General features: G+C 61.2%; 21 protein-coding genes, 2 tRNA genes and 4 pseudogenes. 20 read left to right on the forward strand and 7 right to left on the reverse strand.

Annotation, left to right across the window (positions count from 1 at the left end):
- Positions 1–147 precede the first annotated feature (147 nt).
- From ACF8MI_RS11485 to ACF8MI_RS11500, 4 genes are all read left to right on the forward strand, one after another.
- Positions 148–224: transfer RNA gene (locus ACF8MI_RS11485), tRNA-Val, on the forward strand.
- Between the two features lie 170 nt (positions 225–394).
- Positions 395–471 (forward strand) — tRNA-Val (locus ACF8MI_RS11490).
- A 132-nt stretch (positions 472–603) separates the two neighbouring features.
- The gene (locus ACF8MI_RS11495) at positions 604–1,173 is read left to right on the forward strand and encodes an SPOR domain-containing protein (RefSeq protein ID WP_060497608.1); all 570 of its coding nucleotides are present in this window, start codon (positions 604–606) and stop codon (positions 1,171–1,173) included.
- A 156-nt stretch (positions 1,174–1,329) separates the two neighbouring features.
- Positions 1,330–1,755 (forward strand): GTP diphosphokinase, encoded by a 426-nt coding sequence (locus ACF8MI_RS11500; protein WP_019096842.1) that lies wholly within the window; start codon positions 1,330–1,332, stop codon positions 1,753–1,755.
- A gap of 3 nt (positions 1,756–1,758) precedes the next feature.
- On the opposite strand, the gene ACF8MI_RS11505 is transcribed toward ACF8MI_RS11500, so the two are convergent.
- The 3 genes and pseudogenes from ACF8MI_RS11505 to ACF8MI_RS11515 form a co-directional block, all read right to left on the reverse strand.
- The gene (locus tag ACF8MI_RS11505) at positions 1,759–2,451 is read right to left on the reverse strand and encodes an endonuclease (protein ID WP_164524768.1); all 693 of its coding nucleotides are present in this window, start codon (positions 2,449–2,451) and stop codon (positions 1,759–1,761) included.
- Between the two features lie 6 nt (positions 2,452–2,457).
- Positions 2,458–2,700 (reverse strand): DUF1654 domain-containing protein, encoded by a 243-nt coding sequence (locus tag ACF8MI_RS11510; protein WP_200928553.1) that lies wholly within the window; start codon positions 2,698–2,700, stop codon positions 2,458–2,460.
- Positions 2,701–2,805: 105 nt separating this feature from the next.
- Positions 2,806–3,024: pseudogene (locus tag ACF8MI_RS11515) on the reverse strand (NAD(P)/FAD-dependent oxidoreductase); the annotation flags it as partial.
- Here ACF8MI_RS11515 and ACF8MI_RS11520 point away from each other — a divergent pair.
- The 3 pseudogenes from ACF8MI_RS11520 to ACF8MI_RS11530 all read left to right on the forward strand — a co-directional run.
- Positions 3,011–3,169, forward strand: a pseudogene (locus ACF8MI_RS11520) (ornithine cyclodeaminase); the annotation flags it as partial. The pseudogenes ACF8MI_RS11515 and ACF8MI_RS11520 sit on opposite strands and share 14 nt — an antisense overlap.
- Before the next feature lie 62 nt (positions 3,170–3,231).
- A pseudogene (locus ACF8MI_RS11525) lies at positions 3,232–3,628 on the forward strand (helix-turn-helix domain-containing protein); the annotation flags it as partial.
- Between the two features lie 266 nt (positions 3,629–3,894).
- A pseudogene (locus ACF8MI_RS11530) lies at positions 3,895–4,197 on the forward strand (MarR family transcriptional regulator).
- A 103-nt stretch (positions 4,198–4,300) separates the two neighbouring features.
- Here the strand turns inward: ACF8MI_RS11530 and ACF8MI_RS11535 are convergent.
- Complete coding sequence (locus tag ACF8MI_RS11535; RefSeq protein ID WP_200928552.1) at positions 4,301–5,389, reverse strand: asparaginase; 1,089 nt, start codon at positions 5,387–5,389, stop codon at positions 4,301–4,303.
- A gap of 313 nt (positions 5,390–5,702) precedes the next feature.
- Here ACF8MI_RS11535 and ACF8MI_RS11540 point away from each other — a divergent pair, with 313 nt between their 5' ends.
- From ACF8MI_RS11540 to ACF8MI_RS11570, 7 genes are all read left to right on the forward strand, one after another.
- Positions 5,703–6,659: a sugar ABC transporter substrate-binding protein gene (locus tag ACF8MI_RS11540; protein ID WP_392517537.1), complete on the forward strand. Its 957-nt coding sequence runs from the start codon at positions 5,703–5,705 to the stop codon at positions 6,657–6,659.
- A 21-nt stretch (positions 6,660–6,680) separates the two neighbouring features.
- The gene (locus ACF8MI_RS11545; RefSeq protein WP_200928551.1) at positions 6,681–8,234 is read left to right on the forward strand and encodes a sugar ABC transporter ATP-binding protein; all 1,554 of its coding nucleotides are present in this window, start codon (positions 6,681–6,683) and stop codon (positions 8,232–8,234) included.
- Positions 8,231–9,226: an ABC transporter permease gene (locus ACF8MI_RS11550; RefSeq protein ID WP_060497308.1), complete on the forward strand. Its 996-nt coding sequence runs from the start codon at positions 8,231–8,233 to the stop codon at positions 9,224–9,226. Before ACF8MI_RS11545 ends, ACF8MI_RS11550 begins: the two co-directional genes overlap by 4 nt.
- 4 nt (positions 9,227–9,230) lie before the next feature.
- Positions 9,231–10,253, forward strand: coding sequence for a LacI family DNA-binding transcriptional regulator (locus ACF8MI_RS11555; RefSeq protein ID WP_060497307.1), 1,023 nt, complete (start codon positions 9,231–9,233; stop codon positions 10,251–10,253).
- 15 nt (positions 10,254–10,268) lie between these two features.
- Positions 10,269–11,177 (forward strand): ribokinase, encoded by a 909-nt coding sequence (gene rbsK, locus ACF8MI_RS11560; protein WP_156867895.1) that lies wholly within the window; start codon positions 10,269–10,271, stop codon positions 11,175–11,177.
- Entirely contained in the window at positions 11,174–11,572 is a 399-nt protein-coding gene (gene rbsD, locus ACF8MI_RS11565) for a D-ribose pyranase (RefSeq protein ID WP_016711344.1), read from the forward strand. Before rbsK ends, rbsD begins: the two co-directional genes overlap by 4 nt.
- Positions 11,573–11,730: 158 nt before the next feature.
- A complete protein-coding gene (locus ACF8MI_RS11570; protein WP_156867896.1) occupies positions 11,731–12,732 on the forward strand; it encodes a nucleoside hydrolase in 1,002 nt (333 codons plus the stop codon).
- Here the strand turns inward: ACF8MI_RS11570 and ACF8MI_RS11575 are convergent.
- Positions 12,704–12,916, reverse strand: coding sequence for a hypothetical protein (locus ACF8MI_RS11575; RefSeq protein WP_060497304.1), 213 nt, complete (start codon positions 12,914–12,916; stop codon positions 12,704–12,706). The two genes, ACF8MI_RS11570 and ACF8MI_RS11575, sit on opposite strands and share 29 nt — an antisense overlap.
- A gap of 257 nt (positions 12,917–13,173) precedes the next feature.
- Here ACF8MI_RS11575 and ACF8MI_RS11580 point away from each other — a divergent pair, with 257 nt between their 5' ends.
- A complete protein-coding gene (locus tag ACF8MI_RS11580) occupies positions 13,174–13,494 on the forward strand; it encodes an I78 family peptidase inhibitor (protein ID WP_060497303.1) in 321 nt (106 codons plus the stop codon).
- 73 nt (positions 13,495–13,567) lie between these two features.
- Here the strand turns inward: ACF8MI_RS11580 and ACF8MI_RS11585 are convergent, their stop codons facing one another.
- Together ACF8MI_RS11585 and ACF8MI_RS11590 are read right to left on the reverse strand one after the other, a co-directional pair.
- The gene (locus ACF8MI_RS11585; protein WP_003250656.1) at positions 13,568–13,780 is read right to left on the reverse strand and encodes a cold-shock protein; all 213 of its coding nucleotides are present in this window, start codon (positions 13,778–13,780) and stop codon (positions 13,568–13,570) included.
- Positions 13,781–13,942: 162 nt separating this feature from the next.
- Positions 13,943–14,248 carry a hypothetical protein gene (locus ACF8MI_RS11590; protein WP_016711340.1) on the reverse strand — a complete coding sequence of 102 codons (306 nt, stop codon included), beginning with the start codon at positions 14,246–14,248 and terminating at the stop codon, positions 13,943–13,945.
- 337 nt (positions 14,249–14,585) lie between these two features.
- On the opposite strand from ACF8MI_RS11590, the gene thrS reads away from it, so the two are divergent.
- The 5 genes from thrS (at position 14,586) to pheS (ending at position 18,826) form a co-directional block, all read left to right on the forward strand.
- Positions 14,586–16,508 (forward strand): threonine--tRNA ligase, encoded by a 1,923-nt coding sequence (gene thrS, locus ACF8MI_RS11595; protein WP_060497300.1) that lies wholly within the window; start codon positions 14,586–14,588, stop codon positions 16,506–16,508.
- Complete coding sequence (infC, locus tag ACF8MI_RS11600; protein ID WP_177337068.1) at positions 16,508–17,059, forward strand: translation initiation factor IF-3; 552 nt, start codon at positions 16,508–16,510, stop codon at positions 17,057–17,059. The genes thrS and infC overlap by 1 nt, the downstream gene beginning before the upstream one ends.
- Before the next feature lie 62 nt (positions 17,060–17,121).
- Positions 17,122–17,316, forward strand: coding sequence for a 50S ribosomal protein L35 (gene rpmI, locus ACF8MI_RS11605; RefSeq protein ID WP_003250667.1), 195 nt, complete (start codon positions 17,122–17,124; stop codon positions 17,314–17,316).
- Positions 17,317–17,343: 27 nt separating this feature from the next.
- On the forward strand, positions 17,344–17,700 hold the full coding sequence (rplT, locus tag ACF8MI_RS11610) for a 50S ribosomal protein L20 (RefSeq protein WP_003250671.1): 357 nt from the start codon (positions 17,344–17,346) through the stop codon (positions 17,698–17,700).
- Positions 17,701–17,809: 109 nt separating this feature from the next.
- On the forward strand, positions 17,810–18,826 hold the full coding sequence (gene pheS / locus ACF8MI_RS11615) for a phenylalanine--tRNA ligase subunit alpha (RefSeq protein ID WP_060497299.1): 1,017 nt from the start codon (positions 17,810–17,812) through the stop codon (positions 18,824–18,826).
- Positions 18,827–18,840: the final 14 nt, after the last annotated feature.

Raw genomic sequence — 18,840 nt, forward strand, 5'->3', positions numbered from 1 at the left:
AATAAACACCCGCTAGTCGTCTGATGAAAATCCTTTACGGGGTACCTGACAGTCCTTCTATCTATAAAGAGTTTAAGATTCAGTAGCTTAGCGCGAAAAAAAGTGTTGACAGGGTTTTAGGAATGCGTAGAATGCGCACCACACGACAGGCACATAGCTCAGTTGGTTAGAGCACCACCTTGACATGGTGGGGGTCGTTGGTTCGAGTCCAATTGTGCCTACCAAATCGAAGAAGGGGTGATCCGCAAGGGTCACCCCTTTTTTCATTGCCCGGTTTCGGGTGCTGCAAACCGTTGCAGGGGCGCCAAGCGCTTACATTCGAAAGTTTTTGATTTTTCTCAAAAAAAAAGCTTTACAGGTGTGCATTCGATCACTAACATGCGCACCACACGACAGGCACATAGCTCAGTTGGTTAGAGCACCACCTTGACATGGTGGGGGTCGTTGGTTCGAGTCCAATTGTGCCTACCAAATCCGAAAAGGGCGATCAGAAATGATCGCCCTTTTTGCATGGGCGCGTGAAGCAGCGTGTAACGTTTGGTCGCGGTTCGGGATCGAGGTCGGCGTGCTAGAATCCGCCCCTTCGAATCTGGAGGTACACGCGTGCGCAAACTGGCTGTGGTAATGGCAGTGCTCGCCCTGGCGGGCTGTGAGAACGAGGTCGAAGGCGTGCACAAGCAGGTGGCCGAGCACCTGCACAACCCCAAAACCGCCAAGTTCGGCAACGTACGGATCGACACCCAGGGCACCATCTGCGGCCAGGTCCGTGGCAAGGATGATGCCGGGCAGTACGAAGCCTACCGCAGCTACGTGGCGATCAAGCGCGATGGCCAGTACGACATCATCGTCGACGACACTGGCAACAACCTGCGCATCCGCGAGATGTGCGGCGGTGCCGACCTGCAGCGCCGCGCCGAGGCGCTGGCAGACCAACCGGCACCCGAGGGCTGGGATGTAGAGGTGGTTCAGGGTGCCAACATGGGCGCGCTGAGTGACATGACCGCACGGCTTATCGAAAAGGGCATCCCGTCTTCGGTGGAATACCGCGACGGCAAGCCAGTGGTGCTGATGGGGCCATTCCCTACCCGCGAAGAAGCAAAAGCGCGCAGGGATGAAGTGATGGCCAAGCTGGGCACCGATTCGGTGGTTATCCAGCACGGGGCCACACGCTAACCTTCCCAGGCCCTTTCGCGATGCAAGGCCGCTCCTACAGGGATCGCGTCAAGTCGTAGACTTGGAGCAAGCCAGTTTCGCCGAAGTTTGCGCTGAGCATTGTTCACACAAGTTTGGCTATGCTTGGAGTGACGATGCCGAACGGGGAGGGGCCTCATGTCTACACTGGAGCGGGCCATTGCCGTGGCCGCCAGGGCGCATGAAGGGCAATACGACAAGGGTGGGGCAGCTTATATCCTCCACCCGCTACGGGTGATGATGCGGGTGTCCACACCCGAACAACGGATTGTCGCAGTACTTCACGATGTGATTGAGGACACCCCGCTGACCCTGTCCGACCTGGCGCGCGAGGGTTTCGCGCTTAAAATCCTTGCAGCCTTGCTGGCGCTCAGTCGCCGCGAGGGTGAGGCTTACCAGGACTTCGTGGTGCGTCTGGGCGATGACCCGCTGGCGCGAACCGTCAAACTGGCCGATCTGGCCGATAACAGCGACATTTCGCGCATTCCTTGCCCTGGCCCCGCCGACCTGGCGCGGTTGGCCCGCTACCGGGAAGCCAGCGCCTATTTGCAGGCGTTGGCCTGAGGCTCAGCCGCAGGCCTTGAGGTTGACCGGCCCGACGAACTCATTCCCCCGGCCCATCACGCAAGCCACCTGCTGGTTGCGTTGCCGCTCCCATGCCTGCGGCGGATAGGTCTTGTTCCAGGCCTTGAACAACTGGCGGTCCTGCCGGGACAGGCGCAGGTTGTACTGCTTGCTCATGTAGAAGTAGGTGCGGGCGATCATGCCGCGTATCGAGGGGCGTGGCATGACCTTCCTGGCTTTGAAGTCGACTTGGGTCAGGCAACTGCCATACTGGCCGCGTTGCTCCGGCAGCCAGCCGAAACTGAAGTTGCTGCGGTCGCCATTGACCTCGCCGATGCTCGGTACAAGGTTGTGCAGGTCAGCCTCGGCACGTTTGTACACCTCGTCATGCTGCGAGCACTGCTTGCGCCCGCCGTCCTGCCAGCACTGGCGCTGATGGCCGATCTGCCAGGCGGGCACGATGTGCTCCCACTCGATACGTGACGCGCGCTGGGCATTCTTGCGCGGGGCATAGCCGCAGGACGCCAGGTCGACCTTGTTGCCTTTGTATTTGCAGCCGCAATAAAACTCGGTCGATTGCGGTGCATACAGCTTCCAGGCGACCTGCTTGGCCTCCTGAAAGGTGCGTGGGGCATCGGCTTGGGCAAATGGAGCGGTCAGTAACAGGCAGGCTGCGGCAAAAAACGAAACTCTCATGCGGGGTCAGTCTTCCTTCGGTACGGTCCAGAAAACCTGTACGCCACCGTCGTCGCGGTGAGCGAGGGTGACGTTGTCGTTTTCTGCGATCTCCTCCATCAAGGTTTCCCAGTCTTCCGGGCTTTCCTGTTCCAGGCGAAAGATCAGCGCCGCTCGGCTGCGCTGGGCGGTAGGGCTGTTGATGATCTTCTGGATGCGTACACCCAGCTGTTCATAGCTGCTCGGGGTGGCGGAGGCGGTGCTGGACACAGACATTTCCTTGTTTTGCTGTATGCACATACAGTATTTCGCTGTAAGTAAATTCGCAACAGCTTGTCGGGGGAAATCCACTCATGGTCAGTCATCGCCATGACGTCAGGTAAAGCGTTCGAAGCGGCAAGGGGCGGGGTCGATCAGCGGAGCGGCCTGGGACACCAGGTCCGCTGCCGGCTGGCCGGCCGCAGGCGAGGTGCCGAAGCCGTGCCCGGAAAACCCAGTGGCCAGGGTCAGGCCCGGAAGACTGGCCACCGGGCCGATCACCGGGTTGGAGTTGGGGGTGACGTCGATGGTCCCGGCCCAGCATGCACCAGGGCGCCTGCACGACGACGAAATCATCCTGATGTCGGTCGGCGGCATGCCCGTCGAGGACGTGGCCTGGGGCGCCGTGGTGTACCGCAAGGCGCTCGAACAAGGCGTCGGCGTAAAGCTCAACCTCTGGGGAAACCTCGTTCTCAGCTGATCCCTCCACTACCGGATCACAAGGCAAAACCTATGACACAGATCACCAAACTGACCGTGGTGGCCGGGTCAATACCACGGAGCTTCTCACCTATCACGTCCATTACCCGTGGGACATCGGCCGGCTCCTGGATGAACACGCGTGAGTCGCTGGAGTCGACCCCGGCGCGGCACGAAGACCTGAAAATCTACCACCGTTTCAATGCACTGATCGAAGCGCATTACCTGGAGCACTGGCTGCTGGCCTGCTACGCGCAGCAAATTGGCGTGACCGAGGCGCGGCTGAACGACGTGTGTCGACCTGCCGTCCAAGCGCCTGCTGTTGTTCTCTGGCAGCACGGCCAACGAAATTTGCTACCAGCTCTGCTTCAAGGATCCGGCCTATTTCAGCCGCTTCTTCAACCGCTACGCCAAGCTTACGCCGGTTGAGTACCGCCAACGGCAGGCGGGCTTGCAGTGAAAGGGTCATGGCAGGGCACCCGGAATATGTTGTTTGTAGCGGATGGTCGCAGCCCGCGCGCCAGGCTTGAATGGGTTTTCCGTGGAACAGATTGCACTTTCCATCGTGCATGCCCTTAAATTCGTGAGCAGAGAAAAACCACAGGCTTGACCATGACCAAGATGCAACCTTCGCTCACACTGATCCTTCTGCAGGCCCGGGAAGCCGCAATGGCATTTTTCAGGCCGCTGTTGAACGAGCACGACCTGACCGAGCAGCAATAGCGGGTGATCCGCATCCTCAAGCAGCATGGCGAGCTGGAGAATTACCAACTGGCAGAGCTGGCCTGCATCCTCAAACCGAGCATGACTGGGGTGCTGGGGCGACTGGAGCGTGACGGGCTGGTGCGGCGGCAGATGGTCGCGCAGGACCAGCGACGTGTTTTCGTGACGCTGGCCGAGGGCGCGTGCTTTGGCTCGATGAAGGAGGGGGTGGAAGCCAACTACCAGTAGATTCAGGCGCAGTTTGGCGAAGAGAAACTGCAGCAGCCGATGGGGTTGTTAAACGAGCTGAAGCGCATCGCGCCATGACCCTCTCCTAGTCTTGCGCGAGCTTTTTGTAGGAGCGCGTGTTAGCCAGTAGGGTTGGAGCGAAGCCCCTAGGGCCGGCGTACCGGCTCTGGGGGCGGTACGATCAATACTCCCAGAAGATCCGCTGCAGCTCTTTGCTGTCCTGGGTCTTGGTCATCGCCACCATCGCCAGAATCCGCGCTTTTTGCGGGTTCAGGTCATGGGCCACAACCCAGTCGTTCTTGTCATCCGGCTGTTCGGCGTTGCGCAGCACGAAACCACCTTGGTTGACGTGCGACGAACGGATGATCTGCACACCATTCTTGCGCAGCTCCTGCAGCGCCGGCACTACTCGTGACGATACCGAACCGTTGCCGGTACCGGCATGGATCAGCGCCTTAGCACCGTTCTGCGCCAGCGCCTTGTAGGCAGTGTCCGTCACGTTGCCATAGCCATAGGCGATGTCCACCTGCGGCAGGCTGCTGATCTGCTTGATGTCGAACTCGGAATTGACCGTATGGCGCTTGGCCGGCAGGCGGAACCAGTACGACTTGCCTTCCACCACCATGCCCATCGGGCCCCAGGCGCTCTTGAACGCTTCGGTCTTGATGTTCACCGACTTGCTCACGTCACGGCCAGACTGGATCTCGTCGTTCATGGTCACCAGCACGCCCTTGCCGCGCGACTGCTTGTCACTGGCCACGGCTACGGCGTTGTACAGGTTGAGCATGCCGTCGGCCGACATGGCGGTGCCCGGACGCATCGAGCCGAGGACCACGATGGGCTTGTCGGTCTTTTCCACCAGGTTGAGGAAGTAGGCGGTTTCTTCGAGGGTGTCGGTGCCGTGGGTGATCACGATACCGTCGACGTCCTTGCTCTCGGCCAGTTCGGCGACACGCTTGCCCAGCTTCAGCAGGTCGTCGTTGGAGATACTTTCAGAGGCGATCTGCATCACCTGCTCGCCGCGTACGTTGGCAATGTCGGCCAGTTCCGGCACACCGGCAATCAGCTTGTCGACGCCCAGCTTGGCGGCCTGGTAGGTGGCACTGTTGGCGGCGCTGGCGCCGGCGCCGGCAATGGTGCCGCCGGTGGCGAGGATGACCACGTTGGCCAGCTTCTGCTGAGTTTCGGCTTCTTTGGCCGAGGCGGTGGCGGGCAGGATCAGCAGCAGGGCGAGGGCGCTGGGGGCGAAGGTTTTAAGTGCAGCATTCATCGTTATTGTTCTCTCTCTTCCTAATGAGATTTTTCGTATGTCGCATAAGGCTTGAGGCATGTTTCATACCAGCTTGTGCAAACGCCTGCAGGCACGGTCTTGAGCCGCGACAGGGGCCAGTATTCCATTCGAAAATCCGAACAGGCGTAGGAAAAGGTGTTCGGTTTTCCGGAAAATTCTGGATAATCGGTACCAGCAGAGCTCAGGCCACCGAACGCCAAACGGATTTGACAACCCCCGGTCTTATTTCCATAGTTAGGCAACGCAAACGTTTGCGATCCGATAAAAAACACAAGATTCGGAGTCATTGTCCATGAAGCTGCCGTTCCCCGGTCGTCTGCTGGCCCTCGCTGTCGTTTCCACCCTGTCTTTCGCCCTGCCGTTTTCCGCCGCCCACGCCGAAGACAAGCCCAAGGTCGCCCTGGTGATGAAGTCACTGGCCAACGCATTCTTCCGCACCATGGAAGACGGCGCCAAGGACTACCAGAAAGCGCATCCCAACGAGTTCGATCTGATCGCCAGCGGCATCAAGAACGAGACCGATACCGGCGAGCAGATCCGCATCGTCGAGCAAATGGTCAATGCCGGCGCCAAGGCGCTGGTGATCGCCCCGGCGGATTCCAAGGCGCTGGTCTTGGCAGTGAAAAAGGCCATGGACCAGGGCGTGGTGGTGATCAATATCGACAACCGCCTGGACCCTGAACTGCTCAAGAGCAAAGGCATCAGCGTGCCCTTCGTTGGCCCCGATAACCGCAAAGGCGCGCGCCTGGTCGGCGACTACCTGGCCAACGAGAAGCTCAAGGCCGGTGACCAGGTCGGCATCATCGAAGGCGTGCCGACCACCACCAATGCCCAGCAGCGCACCGCCGGCTTCAAGGACGCCATGGACGCCGCACAGATGAAGATCGTCTCGGTGCAAAGCGGCAACTGGGAGATCGACAAGGGCAACGCCGTCGCTGCCTCCATGCTCAACGAATACCCCGACCTGAAAGCCCTGCTGGCCGGCAACGACAGCATGGCCATGGGCGCGGTGTCGGCCGTGCGCGCTGCCGGCAAGACTGGCCAAGTGCAAGTGGTGGGCTACGACAACATCAACGCCATCAAACCCATGCTCAAGGATGGCAGGGTGCTCGCCACCCTCGACCAGGCGGCCAGCCAGCAGGCGGTGTACGGCATCCAGGCGGCGCTGAAGATGGTCAAGGGCGAGAAGCCGGACGTGGATGCCGACAACGTCATTCAGACCCCGGTCCAACTCATCACCAAGCCCTGATTGCTGCCAGGAGAAACGGCCATGCCTGCATCGGCCAACGAAGTGGTGCTTGCCGCCAGCGGGTTGGGCAAGACTTACGCCCAGCCTGTGCTCGGCGAGGTCAGCCTGAACCTGCGGGCCGGCGAAGTGCTGGCCCTGACCGGTGAAAACGGTGCGGGCAAGAGCACCCTGTCCAAACTCATCAGTGGCCTGGAATCTCCGACCACCGGGCACATGACCTACCGCGGCCAGGCGTACGCGCCTGGCAGCCGCCGCAAGGCCGAGCGCCTGGGTGTGCGAATGGTCATGCAGGAGCTCAACCTGCTGCCCACGCTGACCGTGGCGGAAAACCTGTTCCTCGATAACCTGCCCAGCCGTTTCGGCTGCATCAGCCAGAAGCGCCTGCGCCAGCTGGCCACGGCTGCCATGGTGCAGGTCGGGCTCGATGCCATCAGCCCGGATACGCCGGTCGGTGAGCTGGGCATCGGCCACCAGCAGATGGTCGAGATCGCCCGTAACCTGATCGGCGACTGCCGTTTGCTGATCTTCGACGAGCCCACCGCCATGCTCACCGCCCGCGAGGTGGAGCTGCTGTTCACTCAGATCGAGCGTCTGCGTGAGCGTGGTGTGGCCATCGTCTACATCTCGCACCGCCTTGAAGAGCTGCAGCGGGTGGCCCAGCGCATCGTCGTGCTGCGCGACGGCAAGCTGGTGTGTGACGAGCCGATCCAGCGCTACAGCAGCACCGAGCTGGTCAACCTGATGGTCGGCCGCGAGCTGGGCGAACATATCGACCTGGGCCGCAGGCAGATTGGCGCGCCCTTGCTCAAGGTCGACAAGCTCAGCCGCGCCGACAAGGTGCGCGACGTGTCGTTCGAAGTCAGGGCAGGGGAAATTTTCGGTATTTCCGGCCTGATAGGTGCCGGACGAACCGAATTGCTAAGGCTGATCTACGGCGCCGACCGCGCCGACAGCGGTAGCATTGCACTTGGCCAGCCACCCCAGGCCGTTAACATCGATTCGCCCAAGGCGGCTGTGCGGGCGGGTATCGCACTGATTACCGAAGACCGCAAAGGCGAAGGCCTGCTGCTGACACAGTCGATCAGCGCCAATATCGCCTTGGGCAACCTGGGCGCGGTATCGCGGGCCGGCATACTCGATGGCGAGGCAGAAAAGAGCCTGGCAGAGCGCCAGATCCAGGCCATGCGCATTCGCAGTGCGGGCGCGCAGCAAGTGGTGGGCGAGCTGTCGGGCGGCAACCAGCAGAAGGTGGTAATCGGCCGCTGGCTGGAGCGCGACTGCCAGGTGCTGCTGTTCGACGAACCCACCCGTGGCATCGACGTCGGCGCCAAATTCGACATCTACGGCCTGCTGGCCGAACTGGCACGTCAGGGCAAGGCCTTGGTGGTGGTGTCCAGCGACCTGCGCGAGCTGATGCTGATTTGCGACCGCATCGCCGTACTGTCTGCCGGTCGCCTGATCGACACCTTCGACCGCGATCATTGGAGCCAGGACCAGCTGTTGGCCGCCGCCTTTGCCGGTTATCAGAAACGTGACGCACTGCTGCACGACGCAGCCCCCAGGATGGATGCATGAAAACCACTCCGCTCGATAGCCAAGGCGCCGCCCCCGTGCGCCGCAGTGGCACCTATTTTGGCCTGGGCACCTACCTGGGCCTGGCTGGCGCCTTGCTGGCGATGATCGTGCTGTTCTCGTTCCTCAGCAGCCACTTCTGGTCGTATAACACCTTCAGCACCCTGGCCAACCAGATCCCCGACTTGATGGTGCTGGCGGTGGGCATGACCTTCGTGCTGATCATCGGCGGCATCGACCTGTCGGTGGGCTCGGTGCTGGCGCTGGCGGCATCCACGGTGAGCGTGGCGATTCTTGGCTGGGGCTGGGGCGTTTTGCCCTCGGCGCTGCTGGGCATGGCCGTGGCCGCGCTGGCCGGTAGCATCACCGGTGGCGTCACCGTAGCCTGGCGCATTCCGTCGTTCATCGTCTCGCTTGGCGTGTTGGAGATGGCCCGCGGCCTGGCCTACCAGTTCACCGACTCGCGCACCGCCTATATCGGCGATGCCTACGCCTGGTTCTCCAACCCGGTGGCCTTTGGCATATCGCCCGCGTTCATCATTGCCTTGCTGGTGATCGTGCTGGCCCAGTTGGTGCTGACCCGCACCGTGTTCGGCCGCTACCTGATCGGCATCGGCACCAACGAAGAGGCCGTGCGCCTGGCCGGTATCGACCCGCGCCCATACAAGGTACTGGTGTTCGCCCTGATGGGCCTGCTTGCCGGACTGGCCTCCCTGTTCCAGATTTCTCGACTGGAGGCGGCTGACCCCAATGCCGGCTCCGGCCTGGAGCTGCAGGTGATCGCAGCCGTGGTCATCGGCGGCACCAGCCTGATGGGCGGGCGCGGCTCGGTCATCAGCACCTTCTTTGGCGTACTGATCATTTCGGTGCTGGCCGCCGGGTTGGCGCAGATCGGTGCCAGCGAACCGACCAAACGCATCATCACCGGGGCGGTGATCGTCATCGCCGTGGTGCTCGACACCTACCGTAGCCGGCGCGCAGGCCGGCGGAACTGACAACATGGCAACCATCAAAGACGTCGCGGCACTGGCGGGCATTTCCTACACCACCGTGTCCCATGTGCTGAACAAGACCCGACCCGTCAGCGAACACGTGCGGCAGAAGGTCGAAGCCGCCATCCTTGAACTGGACTACGTGCCCAGCGCCGTGGCGCGTTCGCTCAAGGCGCGCAGCACGGCCACCATCGGCCTGCTGGTGCCCAACAGCGTCAACCCTTACTTCGCCGAGCTGGCACGGGGTATCGAAGATGCCTGCGAGCGCAACGGCTACTGCGTGATCCTGTGTAACTCCGACGACAACCCGCAGAAGCAGCGCAGTTATCTGCGGGTGCTGCTGGAAAAGCGCATCGACGGTCTGGTGGTGGCCTCGGTAGGCCAGGACAGTGACCTGCTGCAAAGCCTGGCCAGCGTGCGCACGCCAATGGTGATCGTCGACCGCGAGCTGGAAGGCGTCGATGCCGACCTGGTACGCATCGACCACGAGCAGGGCGCCTACCTGGCTACCCGGCATTTGCTGGAACTGGGCCATCGGGATATCGCCTACATCGGCGGCCCCGCCGAAACCGGGGTTACCCAGCTGCGCCTGAGCGGCTTCCGTCGGGCCATGGCCGAGACCGGGGCGCAGGTGCAGGGCAATCGTGTGCTGCATTGCGACTTCACCAGCCCCGGCGGGCACGCAGCGGCAGCGCAGGTGCTGGAGGGCAAGCGGCCAACGGCGATTTTTGCCGGCAACGACATGATCGGTTTTGGTGTGCTGCGTGCTGCCGCGGAGCGCAATATCAATGTACCCGGTGAGCTGTCGGTGATCGGCTTCGACGATATCGAGCTCAGCCGCTACGTGTACCCGCCGCTGACCACCGTGGGCCAGTCCATCCGTGAGCTGGGCGAAAACGCCGCCTCGCTGTTGCTGGCACGCATCGCTGCACCCCGGCAAGGCGCGGCAGAACAACGCATCGTCGCCCCGCGCATCGTGTTGCGCGAATCCACCGGGCCGCGCCCGGACCTGTTCAACGATTACCGCTAACGCTAAGGAAATATCATGAGTGCCAAGGTCGTGGTAGTGGGTAGCCTGAATATGGACCTGGTGGCCCGCGCCCAGCGCTTGCCCCGGGCCGGCGAGACCCTTCCCGGCGAAAGCTTTTTCACCGTGCCGGGCGGCAAGGGCGCCAACCAGGCTGTGGCCGTGGCGCGGCTGGGCGGCAGCGTGGCCATGATCGGCAATGTGGGTGACGATGATTATGGCCGGCAGTTGCACCGCGCCTTGTATGTAGAGGGCATCGACTGCCAGGGTGTCAGTACCTGCCCTGGCGTATCCAGTGGTGTGGCGCTGATTACCGTGGATGCGGCCAGCCAGAACTGCATCGTCATCATCCCCGGCGGCAACGGCCTGCTGACGCCGCAGTCGGTGCAACGCTTCGATGCCCTGTTGCAAGCGGCCGAGGTGGTCATCTGCCAGCTTGAGGTGCCGGTGGAAACCGTGGCCTGGACCTTGGCCAGGGCCCGTGAGCTGGGCAAGCAAGTCATCCTTAACCCGGCGCCTGCCACCGGCCCCTTGCCGGCGGAGTGGTTTGCCCGCATCGATTACCTCACGCCCAACGAAAGCGAGGCTGAAACCCTGACCGGCATGCCGGTAACCGACCAGGACAGTGCCCGTCGCGCAGGCGAACGCTTGCGGCAGATGGGGGCGGGCAAAGTGATCATAACCCTGGGGGCTCAAGGGGCCTTGCTGGTGACGGAACAGGGCCACCAGCATTTCCCGGCGCCTGTGGTGCAGCCGCTGGATACCACTGCCGCCGGCGACACCTTCATCGGTGGTTTCGCCGCCGGTCTGGTTCGGGGCTTGGGGGAGGGCGAGGCCATCGCCTTTGGCCAGCGTGCGGCGGCATTGTCGGTTACCCGCGCCGGTGCACAGCCATCGATTCCCTATCTGGCGGAGCTTACGCCATGAAGAAAACCCCGTTGCTGAACGTTGCCCTGTCGCGGACCATCGCGGGCATGGGGCATGGCGACATTCTGGTGATCGGCGATGCCGGCCTGCCGGTACCGCCAGGCGTGGAGCTGATCGACCTGGCCGTTACGCCAGGCCTGCCGGATTTCGCCAGTGTCTTGCGGGCGGTGCTGAGCGAACTGCAGGTAGAGCGGCACGTACTGGCCGAAGAAATGCAGAAAGTGGTGCCACCGGCACTGGTCGAGATCGAGCGGTTGAAAGGCAAGCTGGGCAAGCGGGAATGGCTGAGCCACGAAGACTTCAAGGTGCTGTCGCGCAGTGCCCGCGCCGTGGTGCGTACGGGCGAGTGCCAGCCCTACAGCAACATCGCCCTGATCTCCGGCGTCACCTTTTGAAGGCGGAGGCTTTGCCCCCGATCGCCGGCAAGCCAGCTCCCACAGGGATGTCATCAGCCTTGGGGGGGGCGGCGCTGTACCTGTGGGAGCTGGCTTGCCGGCGATTGGCTGCAAAGCAGCCCCGGAAATTACTACTCAGGCAACAGGAGTGCCACACCATGCTCAAACCCCTGCTACAAGGACTCGCCCTCATGGCCACCGCCACCACCCTCCAGGCCGCCCCGATCGACCTGATCATCGACACCGACCCCGGCGCCGACGACGTGGTCGCGCTGTTCCTGGCCATGGCCTCGCCCGACGAACTCAACATCCGCGCCATCACCACCGTGGCCGGCAACGTCCGCCTGGACAAAACCTCGCGCAACGCCCGCCTGGCCCGTGAATGGGCCGGCCGTGAAGACATCCCCGTCTATGCCGGTGCCGCCCGCCCGCTGGTACGCACGCCCATCTACGCCGCCGACGTCCACGGCGAAGAAGGCCTGACCGGCGTCCCCGTACACGAACCGAAGAAGCCCCTGGCACAAGGCAACGCCGTGCAATATCTGGTCGACACCCTCGGCGCCGCCAAACCACACAGCATCACCGTGGCCATGCTGGGCCCGCAGACCAACCTAGCCCTGGCATTGGTCCAGCGCCCGGAAATCGCCAAAGGCATCAAGGAAGTGGTGGTCATGGGCGGCGCCCATTTCAACGGCGGCAACATCACCCCGGCAGCGGAATTCAACCTCTACGCCGACCCGCATGCAGCCCAGGTGGTGCTGGCCAGTGGTGTACAGCTCACCTATCTGCCGCTGGACGTCACCCACAAGCTGCTGACCAGCGACGCTCGCTTAAAGCAACTGGCCGCGGTGAACAATCAGGCCAGTAAACGGGTGGTGGATATCCTCAACGCCTACATCACCCACGACATGGACCTGTACGGCATGCCCGGTGGCCCGGTGCATGACGCCAGCGTCATCGCCTACTTGCTAAAGCCCGAGTTGTTCAGTGGCCGGCGCATCCACATGAGCATCGACAGCCGCGAAGGCCCGGCCTTCGGCCAGACCCTTGCCGACTGGTACGGCGTACTCAAGCAGCCTGCCAACGTGATGTGGGTGGAGGAGGGCGATGCCCAAGGCCTTTTCGACCTGCTCAGCGACCGTTTGGCGCGATTGGAATAGCCGGGTGCGGTGCAAAGCGCTCAAGCACCTGGTCGACGAAGCTGCGCGCCGCCTCGGCGCCGCGGTCGCGTACCAGCAGGTCGACGGCGATCAGCAGCAACTCTTCCGGCGTGCCAGGGCTGTACGCGCTTTGGCCTTCGGCCCATTTGACCTTGATATCGGCATCGATGCTGTGGCTGCTCATGAAAGGCTCTCGCTTGGGCCCGGGGCGGAGGGGCGAATACCGGATCCTGGTATTCGGGGAGGCACTGTGCCTTCACTTCCTAAAGTAAATCATGACTTTGCAGCGCAAACCAAGCGCCTCGTCGGCTGACTGGTAAAATTCGGTCACGATTGCCTTTCGCTCAGGGCGCCCGGTTCAGGCAGACTTGCGCGGTTTTGCAACGAATTCTTGGTGGAGCTGTCGGAACAGGCAGTTCCCAGATCGATTTAGGAGGCTTCATGTTCCGTACCCGTGCAATGTTGGCAACCCTGGCGGTGGCTGCTGTCCTGGCTGGTTGCAGCACTGGCGGTAACTCAGGTGGTGGCGATGCACCAGCCGCAGCGGCTGGCAATGATGGCCGTTGCGAGGCCAGCGGTGCCGATTTCGCCATTGGCAAGCAAGGCAGTGCCGAGCTGCTGGAGCAGGCGCGCAAGGCCAGTGGCTCGCAAATGGCACGTATACTCAAGCCGCACGACGTGGTCACCCTGGAGTACCGTTCCGAGCGCCTGAACCTGAATGTAGACGAGCAAGGCAAGGTCACCCGCGTTAACTGCGGTTGAAGGCCTGTACAGGCGGGTGCAACACCCATAAAAAAACCCGCCACAAGGGCGGGTTTTTTTACAGCTATCCGAATTACTCCGGACGAACCTGTGCAGCCTGCATGCCCTTCTGGCCGCGCTCGGCGACGAAGGATACAGTCTGGCCTTCTTTCAGGCTCTTGAAACCGTCAGATTCGATGGCTTTGAAGTGAACGAACAGGTCGTCGCCGCCGCCTGCTGGGGTGATGAAGCCGTAGCCTTTCTCATCATTGAACCATTTGACGGTGCCTTGTTGGCGATTGGACATGGGTGAATCTCCAGAACATTTAGTTTTTTCAGTGGTGCAATGCGGCCGAGGCTACGGAGCACGGGACACATCATAGTCTAATTCTGCGCATCTAGCGCCTTTTACCTTCGCAGGATATTGATCCAGCTCAAAGAATGGCTGGCTGATCCTGGCTTTAAGGTTTCAGCTCTTAGGCTTGCACGCCTGCTGAACGACCGTCTGGGCCTTCTGCATCAGCTTGGCGTCCACCCCGTCGTTGCTGTCCAGGTCGGCAATCTCCGCGTCGGTGAAATTCTTTTTGATGGCCTGGGCGCCGCAGTCGCAGTGTTTTTTCGCGGTCGCGGCGTCAACGCCCTGGCCGCTGGCCACTTGCGTGCACTGGGCCATGTAGCCAGCTTCCTTGCCTGGTGGGAAGTTGCCAGCGTTCGCCGCCATCGGCAGCAGCAGGGCCCCAGCGGCCGCCAGGGCCAGAAGAGACGGAACTCGCATAACCAGTTACTCCTTGGGTTAAGGTCTCATCAAGAGTAGGTTGCTTCCCAAGGTCTGATAGGAATTTTTCCGCGTTAGTTCAGCCGAAGTCCGTAATTTCCAAATATTTCTGCCTGGCGTGCAACCCGCGTGCTAGCATGCCCGGCTTGCAGCTGACAACGTTCAGCTTGCAGCTATCTTTTTTCTTTCCAGTCACTCTGGTTCGTCCCTCGCAAGCCGAAAGGCTTCTGCCACTGTGAGGCAGGCTTCCTGTAAAGGAGGGCAGGTCGGATCTTGTACTGGCTCATCCCAACCCACGTGACCTTTGGTAGGGGTCACCACTAGGAGAGGAGGCGCCATGCCCGTTATTACTCTTCCCGATGGCAGTCAACGTTCGTTTGATCACGCCGTATCCGTAGCCGAAGTCGCCGCATCCATCGGCGCCGGCCTGGCCAAGGCCACCGTGGCCGGCAAGGTCGACGGCAAGCTGGTCGACGCCTGTGACCTGATCAGCCACGACGCCACCCTGCAGATCATCACCCCTAAAGATGCAGAGGGACTGGAGATCATTCGTCACTCGTGTGCCCACCTGGTTGGCCACGCCGTGAAGCAGCTGTACCCGACCGCCAAGATGGTGATCGGCCCGGTCATCGATGAAGGCTTCTATTACGACATCGCCTACGAGCGCCCCTTCACCCCAGAAGACATGGCCGCCATCGAAAAGCGCATGATGGAGCTGATCGACAAAGACTACGACGTGGTCAAGAAAGTGACCCCGCGTGCCGAAGTCATCGACGTGTTCACCGCCCGTGGCGAAGACTACAAGCTGCGCCTGGTCGAAGACATGCCGGACGAGCAGGCCATGGGCCTGTACTACCACGAAGAATACGTCGACATGTGCCGCGGCCCGCACGTGCCGAACACCCGCTTCCTCAAGGCATTCAAGCTGACCAAGCTGTCCGGCGCCTACTGGCGCGGCGATGCCAAGAACGAGCAGCTGCAACGCGTGTACGGCACCGCCTGGGCCGACAAGAAGCAGCTGGCTGCGTACATCCAGCGCATCGAAGAAGCCGAAAAACGCGACCACCGCAAAATCGGCAAGCAGCTCGACCTGTTCCACCTGCAGGAAGAAGCCCCGGGCATGGTGTTCTGGCACGCCAACGGCTGGACCGTGTATCAGGTGCTTGAGCAGTACATGCGCCAGGTTCAGCGCGTCAACGGCTACCAGGAAATCAAGACCCCGCAGGTTGTCGACCGCATCCTCTGGGAGCGTTCCGGCCACTGGTCCAACTACGCCGAGAACATGTTCACCACTTCGTCGGAAAGCCGTGACTACGCGGTAAAACCGATGAACTGCCCGTGCCACGTGCAGGTATTCAACCAGGGCCTGAAGAGCTACCGCGACCTGCCACTGCGCCTGGCCGAGTTCGGTGCCTGCCACCGTAACGAGCCGTCCGGCGCCCTGCACGGCATCATGCGCGTGCGTGGTTTCGTGCAAGACGACGCGCACATCTTCTGCACCGAAGAGCAGGTGAAGAAAGAGGCCGCCGACTTCATCAAGCTGACCCTGGACGTGTACAAGGACTTCGGCTTCACCGACATCGCCATGAAGCTGTCGACCCGCCCGGCCAAGCGTGTGGGCTCCGAAGAGCTGTGGGACCGTGCCGAAGGTGCACTGGCCGACGCCCTGAACGAATCCGGCCTGGAGTGGGAATACCAGCCAGGCGAAGGCGCCTTCTACGGCCCGAAGATCGAGTTCACCCTGCGCGACTGCCTCGGCCGTAACTGGCAGTGCGGTACCCTGCAGTACGACCCGAACCTGCCAGAGCGCCTGGATGCCAGCTACATCGCCGAAGATAACAGCCGAGTACGCCCGGTCATGCTGCACCGCGCCATCCTTGGTTCGTTCGAACGCTTTATCGGCATGCTGATCGAGCACTACGCTGGCGTGTTCCCGGCGTGGCTGGCGCCAACCCAGGCTGTGATCATGAATATCACCGACAAACAGGCCGATTTTGCCCTCGAGGTAGAAAATACCCTGAACGGTAGCGGTTTCCGTGCCAAGTCGGACTTGAGAAATGAGAAGATCGGCTTTAAAATCCGCGAGCATACTTTGCTCAAGGTCCCGTACCTTTTGGTTATAGGGGATCGCGAAGTCGAAACGCAGACCGTCGCCGTACGCACCCGTGAAGGCAAAGACCTCGGCTCCATGCCGGTGGCTGAATTCACGCAGCTGCTCAACAGCGCTGTTGCCCAGCGCGGTCGCCTAGAATCGGAGTAATGACTATTAAGCGTGAAATGAGAAACGATAAACGAACTGCACCGAAAGCCCCGATCAACGAGAATATCTCGGCACGCGAGGTTCGGTTAATTGGCGCTGACGGCGAGCAGATTGGCATCGTCTCGATTGATGAAGCGCTTCGTATCGCTGATGAAGCGAAGCTGGATCTGGTAGAAATCTCTGCAGACGCGCAACCGCCCGTCTGCAAGGTCATGGACTACGGCAAGCACCTCTTCGAGAAGAAGAAGCAGGCCAACGAAGCCAAGAAAAACCAGAAGCAGATCCAGATCAAAGAAATCAAGTTTCGTCCAGGGACGGAAGAAGGGGATTACCAGGTAAAACTACGCAACCTGGTACGTTTCCTTACCGATGGGGACAAGGCCAAGATCTCTCTGAGATTCCGCGGCCGTGAGATGGCCCACCAGGAGCTGGGCATGGAGCTGTTGAAGCGGGTCGAAGCCGACCTCGCCGAATACGGCGCCGTTGAGCAGCATCCTAAGATGGAAGGACGCCAGCTTATGATGGTCATCGCCCCCAAAAAGAAGAAGTAATCTCCCGGGCACGGCAGGCCTGATGATTATTGTGTAATTTTTATCGAATGCGGAGTTCCAACATGCCAAAAATGAAAACCAAGAGCGGTGCTGCGAAGCGCTTCCTGAAGACCGCTTCCGGCTTCAAGCACAAGCACGCTTTCAAGAGCCACATCCTGACCAAAATGTCGACCAAGCGTAAGCGTCAACTGCGCGGTGCCAGCCTGCTGCACCCGTCTGACGTGGCAAAAGTCGAGCGCATGCTGCGCGTACGTTAATTCTGGTTTAGATAGAGGAAGTTACTCATGGCTCGTGTTAAGCGTGGCGTCATCGCTCGTAAGCGTCACAAGAAAATTCTGAAACTGGCTAAAGGCTACTACGGTGCGCGCTCGCGCGTATTCCGCGTTGCCAAGCAGGCTGTCATCAAGGCTGGTCAATATGCCTACCGTGACCGTCGTCAGAAGAAGCGTCAGTTCCGCGCACTGTGGATCGCTCGTATCAACGCCGGTGCCCGCACCAACGGTCTGTCCTACAGCCGTCTGATTGCTGGCCTGAAAAAGGCTTCGATCGAAATCGACCGTAAGGTTCTGGCCGATCTGGCAGTGAACGAAAAAGCGGCGTTTGCTGCGATTGTCGAGAAAGCTAAAGCCGTTCTGGCTTAAGTACCCGAGGCAATCACCCGGCGGCGCTAGCGTCGCCGGGCATTGAACGTCATCGATAGGGGAAGAGCCTTCAAAGCTCTTCCCCTATTTTCGTATCTGGAGTCTGTACATGGAAAACCTGGATGCGCTGGTCTCTCAAGCCCTGGAGGCCGTGGAGCGCGCTGAAGACATCAATGCCCTGGAACAGATCCGGGTAAATTATCTCGGCAAGAAGGGCGAGCTGACCCAGGTGATGAAGACCCTGGGCAACCTGCCAGCCGAAGAGCGCCCGAAAATCGGCGCGCTGATCAACGACGCCAAAGAGCGCGTCACCGTTGTGCTCAATGCCCGCAAGGCCGCCTTTGAAGAGGCAGAGCTCAGCGCTCGCCTGGCTGCCGAATGCATTGACGTCACCCTGCCAGGCCGTGGCCAGGCCACCGGTGGCCTGCACCCGATCACCCGTACACTCGAGCGCATCGAGCAGTTCTTCACCCACATCGGCTACGGCATTGCCGAAGGCCCAGAGGTGGAAGACGACTACCACAACTTCGAAGCGCTCAACATCCCCGGCCACCACCCGGCCCGGGCGATGCACGACACCTTCTACTTCAATGCCAACATGCTGCTGCGCACCCACACCTCGCCGGTGCAGGTGCGGACCATGGAGTCCACCCAGCCGCCGATTCGCATTGTGTGCCCGGGCCGCGTATACCGCTGCGACTCGGATATCACCCACTCGCCGATGTTCCACCAGGTCGAAGGCCTGCTGATCGATCGCGACATCAACTTCGCCGACCTCAAGGGCACCATCGAAGAATTCTTGCGCGTGTTCTTCGAAAAAGAACTGGCGGTACGTTTCCGCCCATCGTTCTTCCCGTTCACCGAGCCGTCCGCCGAAGTCGACATCCAGTGCGTGATGTGTTCCGGCAATGGCTGTCGCGTGTGCAAGCAAACCGGCTGGCTCGAAGTGATGGGCTGCGGCATGGTGCACCCGAACGTGCTGCGCATGTCTGGCATCGACCCGGAAGAGTTCCAGGGCTTCGCCTTCGGCATGGGCGCCGAGCGCCTGGCCATGCTGCGCTATGGCGTCAACGATTTGCGTCTGTTCTTCGACAACGACCTGCGCTTCCTCGCGCAATTCCGCTAGGTCAATGCCCGACG

The sequence above is a fragment of the Pseudomonas sp. yb_9 genome (assembly GCF_043103635.1).
Lineage (GTDB): Bacteria > Pseudomonadota > Gammaproteobacteria > Pseudomonadales > Pseudomonadaceae > Aquipseudomonas > Aquipseudomonas monteilii.